This window comes from Enterobacter sp. MGH119, assembly GCF_001037675.1.
In the GTDB taxonomy this organism is placed as follows: Bacteria; Pseudomonadota; Gammaproteobacteria; order Enterobacterales; family Enterobacteriaceae; genus Enterobacter; species Enterobacter hormaechei_C.
In genome coordinates this window covers 241211-266781 of record NZ_KQ089932.1, presented here as the reverse complement: position 1 = coordinate 266781, position 25571 = coordinate 241211, and the positions used below count along the sequence as shown (strand labels likewise).

25 protein-coding genes are annotated in these 25571 nt (G+C 57.0%); 10 read left to right on the top strand and 15 right to left on the bottom strand.

What is annotated here, in order from left to right; genetic code table 11:
- Positions 1 to 70: 70 nt before the first annotated feature.
- Positions 71 to 1024 carry an HTH-type transcriptional regulator MetR gene (gene metR / locus SK53_RS18215; protein WP_015570000.1) on the top strand — a complete coding sequence of 318 codons (954 nt, stop codon included), beginning with the start codon at positions 71 to 73 and terminating at the stop codon, positions 1022 to 1024.
- On the opposite strand, the gene SK53_RS18210 is transcribed toward metR, so the two are convergent.
- The 3 genes from SK53_RS18210 to pldB all read right to left on the bottom strand — a co-directional run bounded on the left by SK53_RS18210 (position 912) and on the right by pldB (position 3718).
- On the bottom strand, positions 912 to 1811 hold the full coding sequence (locus SK53_RS18210; RefSeq protein WP_045342698.1) for a carboxylate/amino acid/amine transporter: 900 nt from the start codon (positions 1809 to 1811) through the stop codon (positions 912 to 914). The two genes, metR and SK53_RS18210, sit on opposite strands and share 113 nt — an antisense overlap.
- A gap of 82 nt (positions 1812 to 1893) precedes the next feature.
- Positions 1894 to 2694, bottom strand: coding sequence for a sugar/pyridoxal phosphate phosphatase YigL (gene yigL / locus SK53_RS18205; protein WP_048209860.1), 801 nt, complete (start codon positions 2692 to 2694; stop codon positions 1894 to 1896).
- A gap of 31 nt (positions 2695 to 2725) precedes the next feature.
- Positions 2726 to 3718 (bottom strand): lysophospholipase L2, encoded by a 993-nt coding sequence (gene pldB, locus SK53_RS18200; protein ID WP_015570002.1) that lies wholly within the window; start codon positions 3716 to 3718, stop codon positions 2726 to 2728.
- Positions 3719 to 3829: 111 nt separating this feature from the next.
- Here pldB and rhtB point away from each other — a divergent pair, with 111 nt between their 5' ends.
- Positions 3830 to 4450 carry a homoserine/homoserine lactone efflux protein gene (rhtB, locus tag SK53_RS18195; protein WP_003860798.1) on the top strand — a complete coding sequence of 207 codons (621 nt, stop codon included), beginning with the start codon at positions 3830 to 3832 and terminating at the stop codon, positions 4448 to 4450.
- Here rhtB and rhtC read toward each other — a convergent pair.
- From rhtC to pldA, 3 genes are all read right to left on the bottom strand, one after another.
- Positions 4447 to 5067 (bottom strand): threonine export protein RhtC, encoded by a 621-nt coding sequence (rhtC, locus tag SK53_RS18190; protein ID WP_022650176.1) that lies wholly within the window; start codon positions 5065 to 5067, stop codon positions 4447 to 4449. The genes rhtB and rhtC overlap by 4 nt on opposite strands.
- A gap of 61 nt (positions 5068 to 5128) precedes the next feature.
- A complete protein-coding gene (gene recQ / locus SK53_RS18185) occupies positions 5129 to 6958 on the bottom strand; it encodes an ATP-dependent DNA helicase RecQ (RefSeq protein WP_003860800.1) in 1830 nt (609 codons plus the stop codon).
- Positions 6959 to 7048: 90 nt separating this feature from the next.
- Positions 7049 to 7918: a phospholipase A gene (gene pldA, locus SK53_RS18180; RefSeq protein ID WP_003860803.1), complete on the bottom strand. Its 870-nt coding sequence runs from the start codon at positions 7916 to 7918 to the stop codon at positions 7049 to 7051.
- Positions 7919 to 8078: 160 nt separating this feature from the next.
- Here pldA and yigI point away from each other — a divergent pair, with 160 nt between their 5' ends.
- Both yigI and rarD read left to right on the top strand, forming a co-directional pair.
- Positions 8079 to 8546: an acyl-CoA thioesterase YigI gene (gene yigI, locus SK53_RS18175; RefSeq protein WP_006812366.1), complete on the top strand. Its 468-nt coding sequence runs from the start codon at positions 8079 to 8081 to the stop codon at positions 8544 to 8546.
- Between the two features lie 51 nt (positions 8547 to 8597).
- A complete protein-coding gene (gene rarD / locus SK53_RS18170; RefSeq protein WP_017694744.1) occupies positions 8598 to 9494 on the top strand; it encodes an EamA family transporter RarD in 897 nt (298 codons plus the stop codon).
- Between the two features lie 83 nt (positions 9495 to 9577).
- On the opposite strand, the gene corA is transcribed toward rarD, so the two are convergent.
- The 8 genes from corA to SK53_RS18135 form a co-directional block, all read right to left on the bottom strand.
- Positions 9578 to 10528 carry a magnesium/cobalt transporter CorA gene (gene corA / locus SK53_RS18165; protein ID WP_032608220.1) on the bottom strand — a complete coding sequence of 317 codons (951 nt, stop codon included), beginning with the start codon at positions 10526 to 10528 and terminating at the stop codon, positions 9578 to 9580.
- 150 nt (positions 10529 to 10678) lie between these two features.
- Positions 10679 to 10735 carry a YsgD/CorL family protein gene (gene ysgD / locus SK53_RS23840; RefSeq protein WP_212743980.1) on the bottom strand — a complete coding sequence of 19 codons (57 nt, stop codon included), beginning with the start codon at positions 10733 to 10735 and terminating at the stop codon, positions 10679 to 10681.
- A gap of 149 nt (positions 10736 to 10884) precedes the next feature.
- Positions 10885 to 13047 carry a DNA helicase II gene (uvrD, locus tag SK53_RS18160; RefSeq protein ID WP_017383586.1) on the bottom strand — a complete coding sequence of 721 codons (2163 nt, stop codon included), beginning with the start codon at positions 13045 to 13047 and terminating at the stop codon, positions 10885 to 10887.
- Between the two features lie 79 nt (positions 13048 to 13126).
- Positions 13127 to 13843 carry a 5-amino-6-(5-phospho-D-ribitylamino)uracil phosphatase YigB gene (gene yigB / locus SK53_RS18155; RefSeq protein ID WP_003860811.1) on the bottom strand — a complete coding sequence of 239 codons (717 nt, stop codon included), beginning with the start codon at positions 13841 to 13843 and terminating at the stop codon, positions 13127 to 13129.
- Positions 13843 to 14745, bottom strand: a complete 903-nt coding sequence (gene xerC, locus SK53_RS18150) for a tyrosine recombinase XerC (RefSeq protein ID WP_022650173.1) — start codon at positions 14743 to 14745, stop codon at positions 13843 to 13845. The genes yigB and xerC overlap by 1 nt, the downstream gene beginning before the upstream one ends.
- On the bottom strand, positions 14742 to 15449 hold the full coding sequence (locus SK53_RS18145; protein WP_003860814.1) for a DUF484 domain-containing protein: 708 nt from the start codon (positions 15447 to 15449) through the stop codon (positions 14742 to 14744). Before SK53_RS18145 ends, xerC begins: the two co-directional genes overlap by 4 nt.
- Positions 15446 to 16270 (bottom strand): diaminopimelate epimerase, encoded by an 825-nt coding sequence (gene dapF, locus SK53_RS18140; protein WP_022646661.1) that lies wholly within the window; start codon positions 16268 to 16270, stop codon positions 15446 to 15448. Before dapF ends, SK53_RS18145 begins: the two co-directional genes overlap by 4 nt.
- Before the next feature lie 35 nt (positions 16271 to 16305).
- Positions 16306 to 16509, bottom strand: a complete 204-nt coding sequence (locus SK53_RS18135) for an LPS translocon maturation chaperone LptM (RefSeq protein WP_003860815.1) — start codon at positions 16507 to 16509, stop codon at positions 16306 to 16308.
- A 135-nt stretch (positions 16510 to 16644) separates the two neighbouring features.
- Here SK53_RS18135 and cyaY point away from each other — a divergent pair, with 135 nt between their 5' ends.
- Positions 16645 to 16965: an iron donor protein CyaY gene (gene cyaY, locus SK53_RS18130; protein WP_048209859.1), complete on the top strand. Its 321-nt coding sequence runs from the start codon at positions 16645 to 16647 to the stop codon at positions 16963 to 16965.
- 91 nt (positions 16966 to 17056) lie between these two features.
- Here cyaY and cyaA read toward each other — a convergent pair whose 3' ends face one another.
- The gene (cyaA, locus tag SK53_RS18125; protein WP_022650172.1) at positions 17057 to 19600 is read right to left on the bottom strand and encodes a class I adenylate cyclase; all 2544 of its coding nucleotides are present in this window, start codon (positions 19598 to 19600) and stop codon (positions 17057 to 17059) included.
- A 350-nt stretch (positions 19601 to 19950) separates the two neighbouring features.
- On the opposite strand from cyaA, the gene hemC reads away from it, so the two are divergent.
- The 5 genes from hemC (at position 19951) to SK53_RS18100 (ending at position 25424) form a co-directional block, all read left to right on the top strand.
- A complete protein-coding gene (hemC, locus tag SK53_RS18120) occupies positions 19951 to 20892 on the top strand; it encodes a hydroxymethylbilane synthase (protein WP_048209858.1) in 942 nt (313 codons plus the stop codon).
- The gene (gene hemD, locus SK53_RS18115) at positions 20889 to 21629 is read left to right on the top strand and encodes a uroporphyrinogen-III synthase (protein ID WP_003860818.1); all 741 of its coding nucleotides are present in this window, start codon (positions 20889 to 20891) and stop codon (positions 21627 to 21629) included. The genes hemC and hemD overlap by 4 nt, the downstream gene beginning before the upstream one ends.
- 20 nt (positions 21630 to 21649) lie before the next feature.
- Positions 21650 to 22843 (top strand): uroporphyrinogen-III C-methyltransferase, encoded by a 1194-nt coding sequence (hemX, locus tag SK53_RS18110; protein WP_022646657.1) that lies wholly within the window; start codon positions 21650 to 21652, stop codon positions 22841 to 22843.
- Positions 22844 to 22845: 2 nt separating this feature from the next.
- Positions 22846 to 24045, top strand: a complete 1200-nt coding sequence (hemY, locus tag SK53_RS18105) for a protoheme IX biogenesis protein HemY (protein ID WP_026080629.1) — start codon at positions 22846 to 22848, stop codon at positions 24043 to 24045.
- A 167-nt stretch (positions 24046 to 24212) separates the two neighbouring features.
- Positions 24213 to 25424 (top strand): MFS transporter, encoded by a 1212-nt coding sequence (locus SK53_RS18100; protein WP_048209857.1) that lies wholly within the window; start codon positions 24213 to 24215, stop codon positions 25422 to 25424.
- Positions 25425 to 25571 lie beyond the last annotated feature (147 nt).

The window sequence follows — 25571 nt, the reverse complement described above, 5'->3', positions numbered from 1 at the left end:
CACTTCTATAATTGGCAGGTACTGTATATTCCTCAAGCGCAAAATGTTCATGCCGAAGTGAAGGACTTTCATGATCGAGATTAAACACCTGAAAACGCTACAAGCGTTGCGGAACTGCGGTTCTCTTGCGGCGGCAGCGGCCACGCTGCACCAGACTCAGTCTGCCCTTTCTCACCAGTTCAGCGATCTGGAACAACGCCTCGGCTTTCGTCTTTTTGTGCGTAAGAGCCAGCCTTTGCGCTTTACGCCGCAGGGCGAAATTTTGCTTCAGCTGGCGAACCAGGTGCTGCCGCAGATTGCCAGCGCGTTGCAGTCCTGCAACGAGCCGCAGCAGACCACCCTGCGCATCGCCATTGAGTGTCACAGCTGTATTCAGTGGCTGACCCCCGCGCTTGAGAACTTCCGCCAGAAGTGGCCGCAGGTGGAGATGGACTTCAAATCCGGCGTCACGTTTGATCCGCAGCCGTCGCTTCAGCAGGGTGAGCTGGATCTGGTGATGACCTCAGATATTCTGCCACGCAGCGGTCTGCACTATTCGCCAATGTTTGATTTTGAGGTGCGTCTGGTGCTGGCCCCGGACCATCCGCTGGCCGCCAAAACGCGTATCACGCCGGAAGATCTGGCAACGGAGACGCTGCTGATTTACCCGGTACAGCGCAGTCGTCTGGATATCTGGCGCCATTTCCTGCAACCCGCGGGCATCAGCCCACAGCTGAAAAGCGTGGATAACACGCTGCTGTTAATTCAGATGGTGGCGGCCAGAATGGGGATTGCGGCGCTGCCGCACTGGGTGGTCGAGACGGTTGAACGCCAGGGTCTGGTGGTTACCAAAACCCTGGGTGAAGGACTGTGGAGCCGGCTGTACGCCGCCGTGCGCGATGGCGAGCAACGTCAGCCAATTACGGAAGCGTTTATTCGCTCAGCGCGGAACCACGCGTGCGACCATCTTCCGTTTGTGCGGAGCGCGGAGCGACCCAGCGGCGATGTACCCACAGCGAAGCCAGGATCACCGTTCCCCCAATAAGGAAACTCGGCCAGTGCGGCTGCTCCTGCCAGATGGCGAGGTTCACCAGTAGCCCCGCCGGCACGTGCACGTTGTTCATGATCCCCAGCGTTCCGGCGTCTACCTGCGTAGCGCCGTAGTTCCACATAAAATAGCCCAGCCCCGACGCCACCACGCCCAGCCAGACCAGAACGCTCCACTGCACGGAGGTTGTCGGCAGCTTTTGCGGATTGCCGAGCATAAACCATGCCGCAATCGCGACAATCGCCGCGCCCATATAGAACCACGCAAACGCGTTATGCTGCGGCATCGGGCGGGTCTCCATCAGGCGTTTGTAACCCACCATCCCGATGGCAAAGCTGATATTAGCGAGCTGGACGAACATCAGCCCGGTCCAGAAGTGATCGCTTACCTTGTCATAGCGAATAATCGCCGCGCCAATGACTGCCAGCGCAGCGCTCAGCAGATATCCCCAGCGCAGGCGGCGCCTGCTGAGCAGGTCATAAATCAGCGTGATGTAGAGCGGCGTCAGCACGGTGAAGAGCAGAAATTCCGAGACGGACAGGTAAACGTAGGCCCGGAAGCTGAACAGGTACATGATGCCGAGCTGCATCGCGCCTACCAGCATGTACAGCAGAATAGTTTTTAGCGATTGCCCGCGGGTACGCAGGAACGGCAGGAACACCAGCGCCGCCAGCCCCACGCGCATCAGCACCGAAAAGTAGCTGTCGACCGATCCGGCAAGGTATTCGCCAATCAGACTAAAGGAGAAGGCCCACAGGATAGTCGTGATAATGAGTAGCGCCACAATGCTTGTCTCTCAAAAAGAAGGAGAGGCATTGTAGCGAACTCTTTAGTTGACATCTGAACAATAAACAATCAAATGAAGATTATTCAAGGAACAGTTTGCGCAGATACTTAGGTACCGCGTTGTCTGCGTTCGTGCCAATCACTTCCAGCTCCGGGTGCAGATCTTTCAGGCGCTGGTGCGCGTTCTGCATGATGCAGCCTTTACCCGCCATGGAGAGCATCTCGGCATCGTTCATGCCATCGCCAAAGGCGATACAGTCTTTCAGATCAAAACCCAGCCGTTTCGCGACCGCTTCCAGCGCGTGACCTTTGGACACCCCGCCCGCCATCACTTCCAGACAGGTCAGCGTGGAGAAGCTCACGTTCACGCGGTCGCCCCAGCGGGCGTTGATCGCCTGCTCCAGCGGCAGTAACTCCTCATGATTTACACAGGTGAAGAACACCTTACTGATCCCTTCCGGCTCCAGCAGACCCGGCTCGTACAGTGAGTACTGGAATACGGCTTCCTTGAAGAAGCGCATCTCTTCCGGGCGATGGCGGTTCATAAACCACTCGTCGTCGCGGTAAACGTTAGTCACGATATCCGGGTTGTAATGCACAATGCCGAACAAATCGGTGGCGATGTCACGATCGAGATTATGGGTAAAAATCAGGTTGCCGTCCGTGTCATGTACGCGCGCACCGTTAGAGGTGATCATGTACGACTTGATCTCCAGGTTATCGCGGATCTGCCCCACGTCCACGTGGTGGCGGCCAGTGGCGAACACGAAGTTCACGCCACGGGCAGTCAGGAGTTTTAGGGTCTCTTTCGCATAAGGCGACAGGGTGTGGTCGGGGGAAAGCAGCGTGCCATCTAAATCAGATGCAACAACCTGGTACATAGGGATTTCAACCTCTGGTGGAAAACAATAATCAGTTATGCCTGTTGAAAAATTCAACAATGGCGTTGAGCGCGACTGAGCGCATAGCGTCCTTTTCAAAAAGGATCTCATGGTACGCACCGTTGATGACCAGCGGTTTACCCCCTTCACAGGGATGGCCCGCAGCGGCGCGAAGTTCACAATAGCGGTCATGCATGCGGTTATCCACCACACGCTCTTCTTCCGCCTGGATCAGGAGCGTCGGCGTGTCATCATCGCCTACGCCTGCCAGCACCTGTTCACCGGCATGAATACCTTCCCGCACCCAGTGCCAGGTGGGGCCGCCGACCCGCAGACGCGGTTCATCGGCATAAAAACGCAGGTTGCGCCGATAACGCTGCCGACTGTGGGTTAACACGTTGATGGCAAACGGTAACGCCCGCCAGCGTCCTGTTCCGATGGCATAGCCTTCTCGAATGCGCTGATGGCCCTCAGCCCAGTCGAGAAGATGGCGCACCATCCAGTCAGGAAAACGTATCACAATGCCGTACATCGGCGCGGTCAGCGCAATGGCGTCGCACTGGTGCTTATGGCGCTGCAAAAACAACGTCGAGATCGCGCCCCCCATGGAGTGGGCAAGAATATAACGCTTGCGCCACGGCCCGGGCTGCACTTCCTGCTGCCAGAACGCGGCCAGATCGTCGACGTAATCGCTGAAGTTATCCACGTGGCCGCGATGGGTATCCGGCAACATCCGGCCGGAAAGCCCCTGCCCGCGATGGTCGATAATTAACACATCAAAGCCCAGATGGAACAGGTCATACGCCAGCTCGGCATATTTGATATAGCTTTCGATGCGCCCGGGGCAGACCACAATCACCCGGTCATTTTTTTCATCACGGAAACGAACGAAGCGTACCGGGATTTCCCCGACGCCCATAAACTCATCTTCCTCACGCTGGCGCCAGAAATCGGTCAGCGGCCCCATGGAGAAAGCAGCAAATGCGTTTTCTCGTGTTTCCCAGTCCTTTTTCTGCTGAAACATTGGGTTTCCACCCCCCGTAATTCAGGGAATATCGTTTTTTTCGTCACCGGTCACAAAATGACTCAACAATAGCGTATTGTGGCATAAAAACAGACGATCCGGGAGTTTCAAATGACCTTCGAGTGGTGGTTCGCCTACCTGCTGACATCCATCATCCTCAGCCTTTCACCTGGCTCGGGCGCAATCAACACCATGACCACCTCAATTAATCACGGCTATCGCGGCGCGGTGGCGTCAATCGCCGGTTTACAGACCGGGCTTGGCATTCATATTGTGCTGGTGGGGATTGGTCTGGGCACGCTGTTCTCCCGTTCGGTGCTGGCCTTCGAGGTGCTGAAATGGGCTGGCGCAGCGTATCTTATCTGGCTGGGCATTCAGCAGTGGCGCGCCGCTGGCTCGATTGATCTGCATACGCTCTCCCGGACGCAAACACGCGGCCACCTGTTTAAGCGCGCGGTGTTCGTTAACCTGACCAACCCGAAAAGCATCGTGTTCCTCGCCGCCCTGTTCCCGCAGTTTATCGTGCCGCATCAGCCACAGGTGATGCAGTACGTGGTGCTGGGCGCAACCACCATTATTGTCGATATCATTGTGATGATTGGTTACGCGACGCTGGCGCAGCGAATTGCGGCGTGGATCAAAGGGCCTAAGCAGATGAAGGCCCTGAACAAAGTCTTTGGTTCGCTGTTTATGCTGGTTGGCGCGCTGCTTGCGTCAGCGCGTCATGCTTAGCGAGAAATGATGAGATGAATGCCGAAGCCGGCGAACAACGCGCCGGCAAAGCCGTCGATCCACTTCGCGATGCGCTGGTAGCCGCGACGCATCGCCGGTAAGGCAAACAGGCTTGCCACAACGGTAAACCAGGCGAACGTTTCCACAACGATCAGCAGGAAGATCCCCCAGCGCGCGCCCGCGCCGACGTTATCCCCCACAAACAGCGAGAATACCGAGCCGAAGTAAATAATTGCTTTCGGGTTCGCCAGGTTGGTCAGTAGCCCTTTCACAAAGCTACGGCCGCCCGTTGCCAGCTCAACCTTTGGCTCTTCCGGCTTGCTCTCTTCTTTCTTCAGCGCTCCGCGCAGCATCTGGTAGCCCATCCAGCACAGGTACAGACCGCCGCCAACCATAATGATGTTATGCAGCCACGCCATTTTCGCCAGGATCAGGTTCAGACCGAGCAGCGCAACCGCCGCCCAGACCATGACGCCCATGGTAATACCGAGCACACCCATCATCGCCTCTTTGCGGGAGCGGCTGACGGCCGTTTGCGACACGAAGAAAAAATCAGGGCCTGGGCTCATCAGCGCAACGATGTGCACTAACGCCACGGTGAGAAATAGCATTAACATAATTAGCTCGCGGGGAAATAATACAGTGAGTCACCATCCTGGCACTTTTTCGCCCGGCTGACTACTCCTCATCATCACCATCAGCGTGGGAACGGATGAGCGCCATAAACTCTTTACCGAAGCGCTCCAGCTTGCGCGTGCCGACGCCGTTGACGCTGAGCATCTCGCTGGCGCTGAGCGGCATTTGCTCGGCCATCTCGATCAGCGTCGCGTCGTTGAACACCACGTATGGCGGGATGTTCTCTTCATCGGCAATAGCTTTACGCAGCTTACGCAGCTTGGCGAACAGCTTGCGATCGTAGTTACCGCCGTAGGATTTCTGCATCACGCGCGGCTTCAGGGCGACGACGCGCGGAACGGCGAGCTTCAGTTCAACCTCGCCACGCAGGACAGGTCGCGCCGCTTCGGTCAGCTGAAGCGCAGAATGCTGGGCAATATTTTGCGTGGCAAAGCCGAGGTGGATCAACTGGCGGATAATACTCACCCAGTGCTCATGGCTCTGGTCTTTCCCGATGCCGTAAACCGGTAGCTTGTCGTGACCCATATCGCGGATACGCTGGTTGTTAGCCCCGCGCAGCACTTCAACGACGTAGCCCATCCCAAAGCGCTGGTTCACGCGTCCGATAGTCGAGAGCGCTTTGCGCGCGTCCATCAGGCCATCGTACTGCTTCGGCGGGTCGAGGCAGATATCGCAGTTGCCGCACGGCGCCTGACGCCCTTCACCAAAGTAGTTGAGTAACACCAGACGGCGGCAGGTTTGCGCTTCGGCGAAGGCCCCCATCGCGTTAAGCTTGTGGCGTTCGATATCCTGCAACTGCCCCTGCGGTTTCTCTTCCAGACAGCGGCGCAGCCACGCCATATCCGCCGGGTCGTAAAACAGCATCGCTTCCGCAGGCAGACCATCACGCCCGGCGCGGCCGGTTTCCTGATAGTAGGATTCGATATTGCGCGGAATGTCGAAATGCACCACAAAGCGCACGTTGGGCTTGTTGATCCCCATCCCGAACGCCACCGTTGCGACCACGATTTGCAGGTCGTCGCGCTGGAATTTTTCCTGCACATCGGCGCGGATGTGGTTCTCTAACCCGGCATGGTATGCCGCCGCGCTAAAGCCGCGATTTTGCAGACGCGCAGCGGTGTCTTCCACCTTTGCGCGGCTGTTGCAGTAGATGATGCCGGACTTGCCGCGCTGCTCCTGCACGTAGCGCAGGAGCTGATCCAGCGGCTTGAACTTTTCCATCAGCATATAGCGGATGTTCGGGCGGTCGAAGCTGCTGACCTGAATATACGGGTCGTTCAGTCCCAGCAGGCGAACGATGTCCTGACGCGTGGTGTCGTCCGCCGTGGCGGTAAGCGCCATAAACGGCAGCTCGGGGAAGCGCTGACGAAGCTGGCCGAGGGCGGCGTATTCCGGGCGGAAATCGTGCCCCCACTGGGAGATACAGTGCGCTTCATCCACCGCCAGCAGCACCGGGTTCCAGTGCGCCAGGTGGTCGAGGAAGTTGTCCAGCATCAGGCGCTCTGGCGCGATATACAGCAGGCGAACCTGTCCGGTGCGGCACCCGGCCATCACCTCTTGCTGCTGCTCGCGAGTTTGCGTTGAGTTAAGACAGGCCGCCGCCACGCCGTTGGCGAGCAGCTGGTCGACCTGGTCTTTCATTAGGGAAATAAGGGGTGATACCACAACCGTCAGGCCATTAAGCACCAGCGCGGGCACCTGATAGCAGAGCGATTTACCGCCGCCGGTCGGCATGACCACCAGGCAATCGCGGCCTTCCAGCACGGTTTCAATGATGGTTTCCTGGCCAGGACGGAACTGCTGGTAGCCAAAGGTTTCATGCAAAACCTGTTTAGCCAGCGATTCCTGATTCAATACTTCCGCCTGCGCCACGTTAACCCCATATGCCAGAAATGAAACAGGCGCTATTTTCAGCGCCTGAGAGAGAAACTTCAACGTTTAACGCAAAAACATTCGAGCAGCTTAGAAAATATCGTTCAGCATGACGCCCACACCGACGCGGGTCTGGTTGAAGTTGTAGTCGATCAGCGATTCGCCATACCCGCTATACACCTGAGTATAGAGACGAACGTGTTTCGTTACCGGGTAGCTCAGGCCCAGCTCTGCACCGCCGTAGCCGGTATTCCAGTTGTACTGGCCTTTGGCACTCAGCACCGCGTCACCCAGCTGATAGCCCACTTTAAGCTGATAGTAGCCCATATATTTGGTGATATCCGGGTTGTCATCGGTGCTGCCTACTACGTACCACGGCTTCACTTCCACCATGAAATTGCCGTTCTGCGCCATCAGACGCGTATAGATGCGGTTCCAGCTGCGTGAGGTTGGGTCGGAACGACCGTTGGAATCGTGGTTATAGCCCACCTCCACGTCTCGCAGCGTCCAGCCTGCAAACTCATAATCGGTGGCGAAACCGAGGAACAGCTGCGGTTCATAGTTGGTTTCGCGGAACGGTGATGATTCCCCGCTGTTGGAGAGCTGCCACCATGACTTCTGCGTGTAGGACGCGCCAAGTACCGAGTTCGGCCCCAGGATGCCGCGCCAGAACGGGAAGGCGAGGCTGAGCTGGAACTTCACCTCATCTTTACGCGCATTATCAGACCAGTTATAGGAGCTTATCGCCTCTTTGTTGAGATCGCTGGTCTGGGTGTAGATCACGTAGTTTGTGTCATACGGGTACAGCGTGAACGGATTGTCATGCTCCTGAAGCATATTGGCGATGATGCTGCCCTTAACGGCAGGTTTATCATGCACCTCTTTGATCGTCGCTTCCTGCGCATATGCTGTGAGGGGCAGCGCAACCGCCGCCAGTAACCAACCCAGATACGTCCGCATCGGTGGTGTTCTCCTGAAATGGTGACATTTAATGAATAGTTTTGTCCGGGCATTCTACAGACTTCTGCGATAACTTCCGCTTCCTCGTTTCTTAAAGTGGCATTCCTTTATCCTGAAGCATAAAATCAACATTTTGTTAACAACAAGGATGCCACGTCAGATGTCAGCCACACTCACCGCCGAAGAAACCTTAAAGCTCGTGGGCGAGATTTTTGTGTACCACATGCCGTTCAACCGTGCACTGGGTCTTGAGCTGGAGCGATACGAAAAAGACTTCGCTCAGCTGAGTTTCAATAATCAGCCAATGATGGTCGGTAACTGGGCGCAAAGCATTTTGCACGGCGGGGTAATTGCCTCCGCGCTGGACGTGGCGGCCGGTCTGGTGTGCGTGGGCAGCACGCTGACGCGCCACGACACCATCAACGAAGATGAGTTACGCCAGCGCCTGTCGCGCATGGGCACCATCGATTTACGCGTCGACTACCTGCGCCCAGGACGCGGAAACCGCTTCACCTGTACCAGCAGCCTGCTGCGCGCCGGGAATAAAGTTGCCGTCGCCCGCGTTGAGCTGCATAACGAGGAGCAGGTTTATATCGCCAGCGCAACCGCCACTTATATGGTGGGTTGAGACGGCAAATTCGGGTAAAATTACTTCACTTTTTTGTAACGGATTTTCCCGATGGATGCTAAACAGACGCGGCAGGGCGTTTTACTCGCCCTTGCCGCTTATTTTATTTGGGGTATAGCACCGGCGTACTTCAAACTTATCGCCTATGTCCCGGCGGACGAGATCCTCACTCACCGCGTCATCTGGTCGTTTTTCTTCATGATTGCGCTGATGAGTATCAGCCGTCAGTGGTCAGGCGTCAAAACGCTGCTGAAAACCCCGAAGAAGGTCTTCCTGCTCGCCCTCTCTGCGGTGCTGATTGGCGGAAACTGGCTGCTGTTTATCTGGGCGGTGAATAACCATCACATGCTCGAAGCCAGCCTGGGCTACTTTATTAACCCGCTGGTCAATATTTTGCTGGGGATGATTTTCCTCGGCGAGCGCTTTCGCCGGATGCAGTGGGTGGCAGTGATTCTGGCCTTCTGCGGCGTGCTGGTACAGCTGTGGACCTTCGGCTCACTGCCGGTTATCGCCCTGGGGCTGGCGTTCAGCTTTGCCTTCTACGGCCTGGTGCGTAAAAAAATCGCCGTGGAAGCGCAGACGGGAATGCTGTTTGAAACCCTGTGGCTGCTGCCTGTCGCCGCGATCTACCTGTTCGGTATTGCCGACAGCGCCACCAGCCATATGGGCAGCAACCCATGGTCGCTGAACCTGATGCTGATGGCCGCGGGCGTGGTCACGACGATACCCCTGCTGTGCTTCACCGGCGCGGCAACGCGTCTGCGCCTCTCCACGTTGGGCTTCTTCCAGTACATTGGCCCGACGCTGATGTTCCTGCTGGCGGTGGTGTTTTACGGCGAGGTGCCGGGTGCGGATAAGATGGTGACGTTCGCCTTTATCTGGGTGGCGCTGGCCATCTTTGTTGCGGATGCGATTTATACCCAGCGCAGGGTGCGCAAAGGGCTGTGATGTTGCCCTCACCCTAACCCTCTCCCACAGGGAGAGGGAATTCGATCGTAGGGCGGGTAAGCGCAGCGCCACCCGCCAGATTTTTACAGCCAGTTCCGGCGTTTAAAATAGAGATACGGCGCCAGCCCGGCGAGGATCATAAAGATAATCGCCCCCGGGTAGCCAAAGCTCCACTTCAGTTCCGGCATAAACTCGAAGTTCATCCCGTAGCTGGAGGCTACCAGCGTCGGCGGCAGGAACACCACGGACACCACCGAGAAGATCTTGATGATGCGGTTCTGCTCGATGTTGATGAAGCCCATCGCCGCCTGCATCAGGAAGTTGACCTTCTGGAACAGGGATTCGTTGTGCGGCAGCAGGGATTCGATATCGCGTAAGATCTCACGCGCCTGCTCCAGCTGACCGCCCGGCAGACGCGCCTTGCGCACCAGGAAGTTCAGCGCGCGCTGGGTATCCATCAGACACAAACGCACCTTCCAGCCGATATCTTCCAGCTCAGCCAGCGTGGACAACGCTTCGTCGTACTCATCGCCCTGATGGCCTTCCATGATCACGCGGCTCAGCTTTTCCAGGTCGCTGTAGATGTTTTCGATTTCATCCGCCAGCTGTTCGATTTTGGTTTCGAACAGATCCAGCAGCAGCTCATAGGCGTTACCGTCCATCATCGCCTGGCTGCGGGCGCGCATACGGTAGAGACGAAACGCAGGCAGTTCGCGCTCGCGCAGGGTGAACAGGCGGCCATCGCGGATGGTAAACGCCACGGTGGAGTTCCCCGCGTGGTCTTCGGCATCCTCGAAAAAGAAGAAGGAGTGAATGTGCAGGCCGTCTTCGTCTTCAAAAAAACGGGCGGATGCTTCGATGTCTTCCAGTTCCGGGCGTGTCGCCAGGCTTTGCCCCAGTTCAGATTGTACGCGAAGGCGCTCATCGTCGTCCGGCTCGACCAGATCCACCCATACGGCATCAATGAGGGGCTGTGACTCTTCGGCTTCAAGCCGAGTCAGTCGGTTATTTTCGAGTTGAAATGCGCTCAACATGACCGGGACTCCCAATGCAAAAAATATCGGACAGTTCGGTGGGCACACAGAAACAAATTGGGTTTCAGACCATTAAACAGCCTGACTCAGCGCGACGGGAATGATGCAGTCGCTGACAACCACTAAGGCCATCAGCAAGAGGAGATAGCCTTAGGAGTTGTTCCTGGATGACAGGGAATTGAGCCAGTATCTACTGGGTGTGTCCAAGGCGAATGTCCTCTTAGCGTAATCGTGCGCGCATGTTACGCCAGCAATAACTGTGGCGTCAACACGCAACGGAACGCTGAAGGGCATTAATTGACCTTCAACGTATAAGGCTAGCAGATTATTACAAAATAGTGATACTTTTCTGAAAGTTACACACTTTCCAGCTTGGCATAGGCTGCCACCAGCCATTTGATCCCCTGCCCCTGGAACGCTACCTGCAAACGGCTGTGCTCGCCGCTGCCTTCCAGGTTGACGATGGTGCCTTCGCCAAACTTCGAGTGGCGCACGCGCTGGCCCAGCTTGTAACCGGTGTCGGTTTCAGAGATCGGCGAGCCCATACGCTGATGGCTGACCGGACGGCTGATGCTGGCGCGCAGGCGCACCTCTTCCACACACTCTTCCGGCAGTTCGCCGATAAAGCGCGACGGACGGTGATACACCTCTTTCCCGTACAGGCGGCGGGTTTCCGCGTAGGTCAGAGTCAGTTTCTGCATCGCACGGGTCACGCCCACGTAGGCCAGACGACGCTCCTCTTCCAGACGCCCGCCTTCATCCAGCGACATCTGGCTCGGGAACATCCCCTCTTCCATCCCGACGATGAACACCTGCGGGAACTCCAGACCTTTCGCGGAGTGCAGGGTCATCAGCTGAACCGCATCCTGCCAGGTATCGGCCTGCCCTTCACCCGCCTCCAGCGCGGCGTGAGAGAGGAATGCCTGCAACGGCATCAGGTCTTCGTCTTCTTCGTTGTAGCTGAACTGGCGCGTTGCCGTCACCAGTTCCTCTAAGTTCTCAATACGGGTCTGGCCCTTCTCGCCTTTTTCCTGCTCGTACATGGTGCGCAAGCCGGAATCTTTAATCACCCGGTCGGTCTGGACGTGCAGCGGCATGTCGGCCGTTTCCTGCGCCAGTGCGTCGATTAACTCCAGAAAGCGTTGCAATGCGCTGGCGGCGCGCCCGGCGAGGGCTTTTTCCTGTAACAGCTCGCGGCATGCCTGCCACAACGTGAGCTGACGATCGCGCGAGGCCTGACGCACCACGTCCAGCGTACGATCGCCGATGCCGCGCGTCGGTGTGTTCACCACGCGCTCAAATGCCGCATCGTCGTTACGGTTGGCAATCAGACGCAAGTACGAGAGCGCATCTTTGATCTCCTGACGTTCGAAGAAGCGCATACCTCCATAAATGCGGTACGGCATGCTCACCTGCAACAGCGCCTCTTCCAGCACGCGCGACTGGGCGTTGCTGCGATAGAGAATGGCACACTGCTCCAGCGCGCCGCCGTTCTCCTGCCAGGTTTTAATGCGGTTCACAACGAAACGGGCTTCGTCGAGCTCGTTGAAGGCGCAGTAAATCGAAATCGGTTCGCCGTCGACGCCATCGGTCCACAGCTTTTTACCCAGGCGCCCGTTGTTGTTCTCAATCAGGGCGTTGGCCGCGCTCAGAATGTTGCTGGTAGAACGGTAGTTCTGTTCCAGACGGATGGTTTGCGCGCCGGGGAAATCGTTGAGGAAGCGCTGGATGTTCTCCACCTGCGCGCCGCGCCAGCCGTAGATAGACTGGTCGTCATCGCCTACGATCATCACCTTGCCGGTATCCCCGGCCAGCAGGCGGATCCAGGCGTACTGGATGTTGTTGGTATCCTGGAATTCGTCCACCAGGATGTTGGTAAAGCGTTCACGGTAGTGTTGCAGGATATGCGGTTTGTTCAGCCACAGCTCGTGGGCACGCAGCAGCAGTTCGGCGAAATCCACCAGACCGGCGCGATCGCACGCTTCCTGATAGGCCTTGTAGACGTTCTGCCAGGTCTGCTCGACCGGGTTACCGAAGCTCTGAATATGATGCGGACGCAGCCCTTCGTCTTTCTGACCGTTGATGTACCACATCGCCTGACGCGGCGGCCACTGCTTCTCGTCGAGGTTCATCGCCTTGATCAGGCGTTTCAGCAGGCGCAGCTGATCTTCGCTGTCGAGGATCTGGAAATCCTGCGGCAGGTTAGCGTCCATATGGTGCGCGCGCAGCAGACGGTGCGCCAGGCCGTGGAAGGTGCCAACCCACATGCCGCCCTGGCTGGTGCCCATCAGCTGTGCGATACGGTGGCGCATCTCCGCCGCCGCCTTGTTGGTGAACGTCACGGCCATAATCGAGTACGGCGAGCAGTTCTCCACGCTCTGTAGCCAGGCGATACGGTGAACCAGCACGCGCGTCTTACCACTGCCCGCTCCAGCCAGTACCAGCAGGTTTGTACGCGAGGCGGCAACCGCGTCACGCTGTTTATCATTAAGGCTGTCGAGCAGGTAAGAAACGTCCATTGGCACCGTCACGTCATGGCGGGCAGGCAAATGTTTCCATTCGCCAAAACCCTGTTAATTTATACAGAACAATTGATGATTATATCAGCGTCGTGAGGGATGCCAACCGTGAAATTTCCACGTGCGGCAGAAGACGGCTATCCGGGGTAGTCATCAGATCGGCATTTTCCGGCTTGATCCAGCAGGCCTGCATGCCGCAGCGGATCGCCCCGGCGACGTCCGTGGTCAGGTCGTCGCCCACGTGCAGGATCTCACCGAGCGGCAAATCCAGTTTTTCCGCTGCCAGATGATACATATCGTTGAACGGCTTCGAGCGTCCGTGCGGGCCCGCGCGCAGAACGAACTGAAAATAGTTCCCCAGACCAAACAGTTCAGGCTGAGCGTTGCCGTTGGTGATGGCCACCAGCGGCCACTTTTCGGCGAGCTTCGCCAGCGTGTCGTGGGTCTCCTGCGGCACGTCGATCCGACTGCGCCATTTGGCGAAGTTTTCCATGGCCGCTTCGGCACCCGTGGCCGCGTCCTGCGCGCTCAGGCCGGCATTGAGCATCGCCTGCTCAACCGCACGGCGGCGCCATTCGGTCACGTCATGATAAATTTCCGGCTCGGTTTCCCGCAGGGACTGACGCAGCTTCTGGAAATCTTTGTTCTGCATTGTTTTCAGCGCAGGATGGTAGTTCTGCACAAACGCCAGCGACTCCTGCTCGGTACGCAGGATCACCGGACGATTGTCGTAAAGGGTGTCATCAAGATCAAACGTCAGGGCTGAGATCTGACCAAGTGGGCGGTAAAAACGCATTATTTCCCCCGTTTGGCGCGTGGATGCGCCGCGTCATACACCGAGGCAAGGTGTTGGAAGTCTAAGTGGGTATAGATTTGGGTGGTCGACAGATTCGCGTGACCAAGCAGCTCCTGTACCCCACGCAGGTCGCCGCTTGATTCCAGCATGTGCGTCGCAAAGGAGTGGCGCAGCTTGTGGGGGTGAACGTGGCTGTTCAGCCCCTGCTTAATGCCCCACTCCGCAAAGCGCTTCTGCACGTTACGCGCCGAGATCCGCTTGCCGAGTTTCGACAGGAACAGCGCATCTTCGTCGGCGCCAAACAGCCCGCGAAGGTCCAGCCAGTGCTCAATCCAGGAGACCGCATTGCGGCCGATCGGCAGGCGGCGCTCTTTGCTGCCCTTGCCCATCACCCACACCTCGCCGGATTCCAGATCGAGGTGCTTCAAGTCGAGGTTCACCAGCTCAGAGAGACGCAGGCCCGCGCCGTACATCACCTCCAGCATCGCGCGGTCGCGCACGGCCAGCGGATCGTTAAGATCGATATCCAGCAGGCGGTTTACGTCGTCAACGTCGATATTTTTCGGCAGATGACGCGGGGCTTTCGGCGTGGCGATCCCTTTCGCCGGGTTGGCTTTCAGACCGCCCTGACTGACCAGCCAGTCGAAGAAACTGCGCAGGGCAGAGAGTCGGAGCGCCAGGCTCGCCGGGCTTAAGTTTTTTTTACGGCTACGCACGACGAACCCGCGTACCGTGGCGGCGTCACATTGTTGCCAGCTTTTCAGGCCGATTTCATCGGCAATCTGCATGATGGCATCAAGCTGACGCTGATAGTTGAGCAGCGTAATAGGGCTGAGCTGGCGTTCTACGCCCAGATAGCGCAGAAAGCGGGTGACGTCAGTGGCGAGCAGTCCGTCCGTCATACGCGCTCAATCCAGCGCTCCAGCAACTCAGGCAACATCAGGGCGATCTCCTGCAACAGTTGCGTACCCTGCCCCTGTTCATAGTGATGCGCGTCGCGGCTGGTAAATAACATCACGCCCAGGTCACCATCGCGCCCCATCAGCGACATCGCCACCGAGCCGATAGCTTTGGCTTCCGGCAGCACCACCAGCAGTTCTGGCCCGTTGAGCGGCCCCAGATAATGGTGCTCATGGCCCAGACGCTGAATGCGCAGCGGCTCAAACGCCTGACGGCTCAGCGCCAGATGGGTAAACCCGGACGGCGCGCCAATGCGCCAGCGGTCAGGGAAGAGACGGATCGTCGCGCCTGCCAGCCCCAGCTCGCGCGCCCAGCGGTGGAAGCGGTTGAGGAACTCTTCGAGACTGTGTGCGGAAGCCAGACGCGCCTGAAGGTGCAGAAGACGGTAGAACAGGCTTTCGTTATTGCTGGCCTGCTCCATCAGCAGCGTCATGTTCTCTTCGAGCTGATTGATGTGGTTGCGCGAGCGCGCCATGTGCCATTCAACCAGCGACACGGTCTCGCGAACCGGATGCGGCACGCGCATCCGTTCGACGACGCGTGCATTGCGGATAAAAAACTCAGGATTGTGCAGCAGATAATCCACAACAGTGCTGTCGTCCAGCTCTGTTACAGGTTCCCGCAGTTCTTCCCCTGGTTGCTTCATAGATGGATAAACCCGTCATAAACATGTGTCGCCGGGCCAGTCATGTACAGTGGATGACCCGCTCCTTTCCAGGCGATATCAAGCCGACCGCCTGGTAATTCCACGCGAACCTCTTCTGCCAGTAACCCCTGTGAGATACCGACGGCCACCGCCGCACAGGCACCGCTTCCGCAGGCCTGGGTTTCGCCCGCGCCGCGCTCGTAAACCCGCAGGCGAATATGTTCACGCTTCACCACTTGCATGAAACCGATGTTCGCCCGCTCCGGGAAGCGCTCGTGGCTTTCCAGCACCGGGCCGAGCGTTTCAACCGCCGCGGTTTGCACATCATCCACCTGAATCACGCAGTGCGGGTTACCCATTGAGACGACGCCGCACAATACTGTCTGCTCGGCGGCACGCATGATATAGGTCTTTTCCGCTTTGTTGGCGCGAAACGGCACGGCAGAGGGTTCGAAGTTCGGCTCTCCCATGTTCACGCGCACCAGTTCGTCGTCGGTGACGCTGAGCACCATCCGGCCATTGGCGGTGCTGACGCGGATATCGCGCTTGTTGGTCAGCCCTTTCAGCCGAACAAAGCGGGCAAAACAGCGCGCGCCGTTGCCGCACTGGGAAACTTCGCTGCCGTCGGCGTTAAAAATGCGATAGTGAAAGTCCAGGTCAGGATCGTAAGGCGGCTCCACCACCAGCAGCTGGTCAAACCCCACGCCCACGTGTCGATCCGCCAGACGACGGATCAGTTCCGGGGAGAAAAAGACATTCTGCGTTACCGCGTCGACGACCATAAAGTCGTTGCCAAGGCCATGCATTTTAGAGAACTGCATCATTTGCTCCATTGCGCGGGTACAGAACGTAATTGTCAGAGATTGACCTGAGTCGGGCCGCCGTTATTGCCGCGATCGTTGGTATCTGGCGTAGATGACTCGATACCACTTTGCACCGGTTTTGTCGGCGGTGGTGCGTTTTTATCCTCTGGCGGGAAGTACAGTGGTCCCTTCAGTCCACAGCCGGTCAGGCTAAACAGAGTGACAAGAACGACAAGCGTTCGGAAGACGTTTTTCATGTAGAGGTTGCCCGTAAGTTCAAATCTGTTTCTATCATCGCAGGAGAAGACACAAAAGCAAGAGTTTGCCGCTTTCCTGCAACGGGAATTATTTAGCGTTATACTGCCGCCATCACGAAAAACAGGAATAAAACCATGAACGACAGTGAATTTCATCGCTTTGCCGATACCCTGTGGATGACCATCGAAGAGCGTATCGACGACTGGGACGGCGACAGCGATATCGATTGTGAAATCAACGGCGGGATCCTGACCTTAAGCTTCGAAAACGGCAGCAAGATTATTATTAACCGTCAGGAGCCGCTTCACCAGGTGTGGCTGGCGGCGAAACAGGGCGGATATCACTTTGATCTGAAAGGTGACGAGTGGGTCTGCGACCGCAGCGGCGAAACGTTCTGGGATCTGCTGGAGCAGGCGGCGACCGCGCAGGCGGGTGAGGACGTGAGTTTCAGGTAGTTTTGTTGCCCGGTGGCGGCTACGCCTTACCGGGCCTACAACGGCTCGGACCGTAGGCCGGGTAAGCGATAGCGCCACCCGGCGAAAAGCCTCAGGAAAAATACTGCTGCAACAGCGGCGCAGTTTCCTGGTTAGCGGGCGCCGCAGGGGTAATCGCCTGCGTACGGAACGGGATCACCTGCGCTCGCCCATCCACATTCACAATCTGGTAGAACTGCGGCAGGTTGAAGTTGATAAAGCTTGAGCCGTAGGTAAAGCGATCGTGCGAAGACGAATAGAAGCGGCTGACGTCGCGCACCAGCTCCTCTTTGCTGCCTTCACAGTGGTGATACACCTCGGCACGGTTGGTTTCATCCAGAATGTAGATGTTAAACCCAGCATTATCGCCCGACTCTTCGAAGAAGAACTGAATAATCCCTTCACTCGCAAAGCCATCCACCACTTGCGGCAGCTTAACGTGGTTGGTTTCCACCTGAACCGACAGGCCATGCAGTTTGTTGTGTGAAATCGCGCCGTAGAATTCAATGGCGTTCTCCAGCTTCTGCACCGACACGTTCAGGCGCTCAAAGAACAGGCCCCAGGTCTGGCCGGAGACGCGCAGCGCTTTAAAGCGCCCGGTTTCCTGACGGGTGCTGGAGAGACGCAGTTCGATGCACTCAGACACCAGCTGCTGCACGCGGGTACGAATCAGGCCGCGCAGGTGCTGGCTGTAGCAGAACACCTCCACGCTGTCCGGGGGTGCGGCGTCCTGGTGCATCTTGCCGAGGATCGTTTTCAGCGCCTCGATCATCGCCTGCTCGCCGTTAAAGTGTAAGGTACGCACTTCGTTCCACGAGTTGCGGTACAGCAGATCCACGCTACCCACCAGGCAGTTTTGCTGCTCGCCGAAGCTAAAGACGTCCAGCTTGCGGAAGTCAAAGTGAACTACCTGATTGCGGAAGGCCGCCGTCGGGTCGTATTCCAGGTTGACGATGATCGCCAGATGGCGGATCTCACACGGGCTGTAGAGCGCCTTTGGCGTCGGCGCAGGCAGACGCAGTGGGAAGTGGTGCGAGACATCCGCCACCATCTCCTGCAACTTGGCTAAATCGACCACCTCGTTACCCTTGATAAACAACCGGGTGCGTGAGGTGAGAAGGCCGTTAAACCAGGCCCAGGCCACCAGCTTGTTCAGATAGCGGTTATATTCCAGCGGCTGATGGCTGATGATCGAATCCATGCTTGGCGCACGGTTGTACAGATACCACCCGGTGCGGTTTGCGCGGCCCGGCGGCACGTAGATAAAGGTCAGATTCGGCTCAGACAGGTCAGGCGAAATCTGTGGGTTAACCAGCGTAACCTTGCCCGGCAACGCTTCAAACGCGGCGTACAGTTTACGGGTCAGCACCCCGATATCCTGTGGGCTGGCAGAAACGCTAAGGTTGTTACGGCGGGCAAAGCGGATCAGGTTGCGGTAGCTCTGCATCATCGCATCAAGCAGTTCGTTGTGCGCCTCGCGCACCTGATCGATCTTCCAGTTGGCGCGGTTGTCCAGCATGGCGAGACGCGCTTCGTCCCATCCCCACTCTTTGACTAACTGGCTGACGACTTCACGACGCCAGCCCACGCAGGCGCGTTCGCGGCTCAGTTTTTCACAAACTTTGAGATAGAAACATCGACGCACCAGGTCAAGACGCGTGGCGTCCTCAATGGCTGTCAGGTATTCGGTGACGCGTTCCAGCATCATGCAGTAGGCATCAAGCCCGTAGGAGACGATCTCCCCGTCGTGCAGACGCTGTTTAATATCTTTCGCCAGCAGGCGCGGCGTGGGGTATTCCCAGGAGTAAGCTTCCAGCAGCAGGGTTTTCAGCACCGCTTTGTATGGTGAATCAATGCTCTTATAAAGCTGCCAGAGGCTTGCGCCAAAGTACTCTTCGGCGGACAGGGAGCTCAGGCCGCCCAGATCCAGCCACTCGTTTGGCGTCAGAACGCCCTGCGAGTAAAGCGACATGACGTAGTCGTCATAATTCTCTTCTTCATCGCACGGCACCATATTCCACAGAATACGTTTCCCGGCCAGGCGAACGGCAGTACGGTAAAACTCATCCAGCAACAGGATGTGCTGAGTCGAGCCGCAGTCTTCACCACCCAGACTGCCGCTTTCGTTATGGCGGAAACGGTTTTCATCAATCAGGAAGAAGCTCACTTCCACGCCGAGCGACGCCGCCCAGCTCTCCAGCAGGCTGCATTTACGCTGCAACAGCTGGCGCTCTTCATTGTCGAGCCAGGACTGATGGCAGACCCAGATATCCAGGTCAGAAGAGCAGCTTTGCCCAACCGATGATGTGCTGCCCATGGAGTAAACCCCGGTAATCGGCAGCTCGCCTTTCGGCGAATCCTGCGGCGGCATACCACGGTAGAGTTCAAGTTCAGTCAGGTAATGCTGTTGGGTTTCATCAGGCGTGAAGAGGCAAATGCCCTGGGGAACGTTACCATCGAGGTAACCCGGCATTAGCGGATGGTGATAGTGCAACAATGTCGGCAGAAGACTGTATACCTGCTGGAAAGCAGGGCCCATGGCAGCAAGCGCGCGATCCACGCGCAATTGATTGATGGCATCCAGTCTCTGTTTCAGAGTCTCAATATAGAGGTACAAGACGTATCGCCTGATGTTTCCGGGTGTCGCATGCCAGTCAGAACAGAAAAAGCAGCGGACCCGCAGTATTTCAAAAAATAACCGTTACCCTTTTTTCGCCTTTTGCTTTTCTGGTGGTACAGACGAAAAAATGGTCTAAAACGTGATCAATTTAACACCTTGCCGGTTGACCGTAAAGAAAGATGCGCTACATACAAGTGTAGCACCGTTATGTACGTGTAAATTCCTGAATACGGCGATGGCTGACGAATACGCCGCCCTGTCCCTCTCACTCTTCATCAACCGTAAAACTGCCATCCGAGTGTCAACAATGTTAGGATGGTTAGCGATTGATAATGACGGTAACAAGCATGTTAGACAATGTTTTGAGAATTGCCACACGCCAAAGTCCTCTTGCACTCTGGCAGGCACATTATGTTAAGCAGCGCCTGGAAGCCTGCCACACCGGATTACGCGTTGAGCTGGTGCCAATGGTTACGCGTGGCGATGTCATACTGGATACGCCGCTGGCCAAAGTGGGCGGAAAAGGTCTGTTTGTCAAAGAGCTGGAGCTGGCATTGCTTGAGAACCGCGCCGATATCGCCGTGCATTCGATGAAGGATGTGCCCGTTGAGTTCCCGGAAGGGCTGGGGCTGGTGACCATCTGCGAGCGCGAGGATCCGCGCGATGCGTTTGTCTCTAATCGATATGACTCGCTCGATGCGTTGCCGGCAGGCAGCGTGGTCGGCACGTCAAGTTTACGCCGCCAGTGTCAGCTGGCTGAACGTCGCCCGGATCTGTTGATCCGTTCGCTGCGCGGGAACGTCGGCACACGCCTTGGCAAGCTGGATAACGGCGACTACGATGCCATTATTCTTGCGGTTGCGGGCCTGAAACGCCTGGAGCTGGAAGAACGCATTCGCGTGGCGTTGCCGCCGGAGCTGTCGCTGCCCGCCGTCGGCCAGGGCGCCGTCGGCATTGAGTGTCGTCTGGATGATGTGCGCACTCAGGCACTGCTGGCGCCGCTGAATCATGACGATACCGCCGTTCGCGTAAAAGCCGAGCGCGCGATGAATACACGCCTCGAAGGAGGCTGTCAGGTGCCAATTGGCAGCTATGCTGAATTAACTGACGGTGAACTGTGGCTGCGTGCGCTGGTTGGCGCGCCGGACGGCTCGTATATGGTTCGCGGTGAACGTCGCGGCAAACCGCAAGATGCCGAGGCGCTTGGCGTATCGCTGGCGGAAGAGCTGCTGAATAACGGCGCACGTGAAATTCTGGCCGAGGTCTATAACGGAGAGCCCCCTGCATGAGCATACTTGTCACCCGCCCTTCTCCCGCAGGAGAGCAGTTAGTGAGCCGTCTGCGCGCACTGGGGCAGGTGGCCTGGAGTTTTCCGCTGATTGAATTCTCCCCCGGTCGCGAGCTGCCTGAGCTCGCTGACCAGATGCGTCTCTTGCAGGAAGGCGATCTGCTCTTTGCGCTGTCGCAGCATGCCGTGGAGTTTGCCCATGCGCAGCTGCAACAACAGGGCGTTCGCTGGCCTCACGCCCCCCGCTATTTCGCCATCGGGCGCACTACGGCGCTGGCCTTACATACCGCGAGCGGAATCGATGTTCGTTACCCGTTAGATCGGGAAATCAGCGAAGTCTTGCTACAATTACCTGAATTACAAAACATTGCCGGAAAGCGCGCGCTTATTTTGCGCGGCAACGGTGGCCGCGAACTGCTGGGCGAGACGCTGCGCGAACGCGGCGCAGACGTGACGTTTGTGGAGTGCTATCAGCGCTGTGCAAAACACTATGATGGCGCGGAAGAAGCAATGCGCTGGCACGCCCGCGGTATTAATACGCTGGTGGTCACCAGCGGTGAAATGTTACAACAGCTTTGGTCGCTGATTCCGCTTTGGTATCGCGAAAACTGGTTACTCCGCTGTCGGCTTCTGGTCGTCAGTGAGCGTCTGGCGAACCACGCCCGGGAACTGGGCTGGCAGGATATTCGGATCGCTGAAAACGCCGACAACGATGCGCTGCTGCGCGCATTACAATAACTCTCAAATGGGAAGCCATAATGACGGAACACGAAAAATCCTCCGCCGTGGTTGAAGAGACCAGGGAGACTGTGGACACCACGTCACAGCCAGAGACGACAGACAAAACCGTTGAGAAGAAAAACGGCAGCAATAAAACCAGCCTCACGCTGAGCGTGATTGCCATCGCGATTGCGCTGGCCGCAGGCGTGGGTCTCTACGGACTGGTGAAGAAACAAGGCACCAACCAGACGGCCACCAGCGACGCGCTGGTTAACCAAATCACTGCCCTACAGAAAGCGCAGGAGACGCAAAAAGCTGAGCTGGAAGGTGTGATCAAACAGCAGGCTGCCGCCCTCGCCGACGCGAACAGCAAACGTGAAGAGTTGACCAAACAGCTGAGCGAAGTGCAGGAAAAAGTCGCCACAATTTCGGGAACAGATGCCAAAACCTGGCTACTTTCACAGGCCGATTTTCTGGTGAAACTAGCCGGGCGCAAGCTCTGGAGCGATCAGGATGTCACCACCGCCGCCGCGCTGCTGAAAAGCGCCGACGCAAGCCTGGCTGATATGAACGATCCGAGCCTCATCAACGCACGCCGCGCTATTACGGAAGATATCGCCAGCCTGTCCGCGGTTTCTCAGGTCGACTACGACGGTATCATCCTTAAGGTGAATCAGCTCTCGAACCAGATTGATAACCTTCAGCTGGCCGATAACAACGACGATGACTCTCCGATGGATTCCGACGGTACCGAGCTGTCCAGTTCCCTGAGCGAATGGCGTATCAACCTGCAAAAGAGCTGGCAGAACTTTATGGACAGCTTTATTACCATTCGCCGCCGCGATGAAACTGCCGTGCCGCTGCTGGCACCGAACCAGGACGTCTATCTACGCGAAAACATTCGTTCCCGCCTGCTGGTCGCGGCGCAGGCCGTGCCGCGTCACCAGGAAGAGACCTACAAACAGGCGCTGGATAACGTTTCAACCTGGGTACGTGCTTACTACGATACCAATGATGCAACCACGACCGCGTTCCTTGAGGATATCGACAAGCTGAGCCAGCAAAACATCACCATGAACGTACCGGACAAGCTGGAAAGCCAGCCGATTCTGGAGAAGATCATGCAGACGCGCGTGCGTAACTTGCTGGCCCAGCCGGGCGTTCCGGCAGAGCGTCCGGCTGAAGCACCTGCCGCCGCGCCAGCGCCTGAAAGCGCGCCGCAAGGAGAGTAATGATGCTAAAAGTCTTCTTACTCTTCATCCTGCTGATCGCCGGGATTGTACTGGGGCCGATGCTTGCGGGTCACCAGGGTTACGTATTGATCCAGACCGATAACTACAACATCGAAACCAGCGTAACAGGGCTGGTGATTATCCTGATCCTGGGTGTGGTCGTTCTGCTGGCAGTGGAGTGGCTCCTGCGTCGTATTTTCCGTACCGGCGTACATACGCGCGGCTGGTTCGTTGGCCGTAAGCGCCGTCGCGCCCGTAAGCAGACCGAGCAGGCATTGCTGAAGCTGGCCGAAGGCGACTATCAGCAGGTTGAAAAGCTGATGTCGAAAAATGCCGACCATGCAGAACAGCCGGTTGTTAACTATCTGCTGGCCGCTGAGGCGGCGCAACAGCGAGGCGATGAGGCCCGCGCCAATCAGCATCTTGAACGCGCGTCTGAGCTCTCTACTAAGGATCCGATTCCGGTTGAGATCACCCGCGTTCGTCTGCAACTGGCGCGCAATGAAAACCATGCCGCACGTCACGGCGTTGACCGTCTGCTGGAAATTACCCCTCGTCATCCGGAAGTGCTGCGTCTTGCTGAGCAGGCATATATTCGGACCGGTGCATGGGGCTCGCTGCTGGACATTATCCCTTCCATGGCGAAAGCCGACGTGGGTGATGATGAACATCGTGATGAACTTCAGCGTCTGGCCTGGATTGGCCTGATGGATCAGGCGCGCGCCGATCTCGGCAGCGACGGCCTGAAAACCTGGTGGAAAAACCAGAGCCGCAAAACGCGCCAGCAGGTTCCTCTTCAGGTTGCGATGGCAGAACATCTGATTGAGTGTGACGACCATGACACCGCGCAGGAGATCCTCCTCGACGGTCTCAAGCGACAGTATGATGACCGCCTGGTGATGGTCATCCCGCGTCTGAAAACCAACAATCCGGAACAAATTGAAAAAGCACTGCGCCAGCAGATCAAAACCGTGGGCGATCGTCCGCTGCTGTGGAGTACGCTGGGCCAGTCTCTGATGAAACACGGCGAGTGGCAGGAGGCGAGTCTCGCCTTCCGCGCCGCGCTGAAGCAACGCCCGGACGCATTTGATTACGCCTGGCTTGCTGATTCGCTGGACAAGCAACACAAGCCGGAAGAGGCCGCAGCTATGCGCCGTGATGGGCTGTTATTGACGTTGCAAAATAACGGAACGCAGCAGTAATTAACAGGAGGCCAGATGGCCTCCTTTTTTTATCTCATTTCTCCTGCTACATTCTTTTAACACTTACCTGCAAACGAACCCGCCAATGTAACGATGTCTTTTCCTTAACTTTTTTTTGCACACGCGCTTACCCGCGTGGAATAAACCGTTTCTGAAAGGATATCGTCATGAACTCGCTTTTATATGCGCTTTTCGAAGCGCTGCGGTGCCATCGCTGGCTCCGCCTGCTGGCCTGCGCCTTTATCTTTAGCTCCCTGGGTAATGGCTTAACTCAGGTTGTTGTTTTCGGATTATTGTTACAGTGGTCAGCCCCGTCAGCGCTGTTAACCCTCGCCTTCCTTTTTGCTACGGTGCCCGGTTTTATCGGCAGCCTGATTGGTGAAAAGCTGTGCCAGCGGTTTTCACCTCTCTACCTGTTGATGCTGACCGAATGGCTGGGCTTGCTCGCCCTGCTCTTTCCCCTTTCAGGCGCACATTACCACAGCATACCGGCGCTGCTTGCGGTGCAATCCACAGAAGCGTTGCTGAGCGGGATGAGCTGGCCTGCGTTAACGCTGCTGTTTAAACGCGGACTGCATGAGGCAGAACTGCCTGCGGCAACGTGTCTGGAAAATGTGATTTTTGCCTCCCAGGTTTTGTTAGGAACCGGGCTGGGTGTGGTGTTGTTCCAGCGCATCCCGGTCTTCGCCTTACTGGTCATCGACGCCGCCAGTTTTATGGGATCGCTGGTCATGCTGTTTCTCGCAGAACGCCAGTATGTAGCGCGTCCAGCACCGTTGCCTGTCGGGGACCCTCAACCTGTGGCATTGCGCTGGCAAACTCTGACCCTTCGACAAAAACGCAGTTTGCTGATTTTGCCTGCCCTTGCTGCCGTAGGCTCGCCTGCAATGGCGTTGCTGCCAGCACTGGCGCAGCAGATCAACCCCGAGAATGCCGCTGGGCTTGCGCTGCCCTTGCTTTTTGCCAGAAGCCTGGGACAGCTTTGTGGCCCCTTGCTGCTCAGAAAAGAGAGTCTGACGCGCTTTGCAGCAAGAACGCCTTTGCTACTTAGCTGTCTTGCTCTTTTTCTGGCAGCCTATGGGTTGCTTCCGTTTTTATCCGCATGGGTCGTGCTTGCGCTGGGGATGATCTTTATCGCGCATCTGGCGTCGAATATCGTTTTTGCGGCGGGTACGTTTGGGGTACTGAGTAATTTTCAGGCTATACAGATATCCGCTGCCAGCGGTAAGGCCTGGCGCTGGCAAACGTTGAGCGCTTCCCTTTTTACGGGCCTCGCCGCAATGACGGCGACGATAATGGGAGCGGCTCAGACGCTATATGCTGTCTCTGCTATCGCTCTGCTGTTAGTGGCGCTGGTCCTGGCCCATTATCGTGAATAAGGCATAAAAAAACGCCTGCTATAAAAGCAGGCGTTAAAACAGGTCTGTAAGACAACATATTTGGTGCTTCACTCAACGTTGTGTCCATGGTGTCTGATGAGGCCGAAGCGACATCTGTCAGTGGACGATAAGCACCGTAAACGGCTC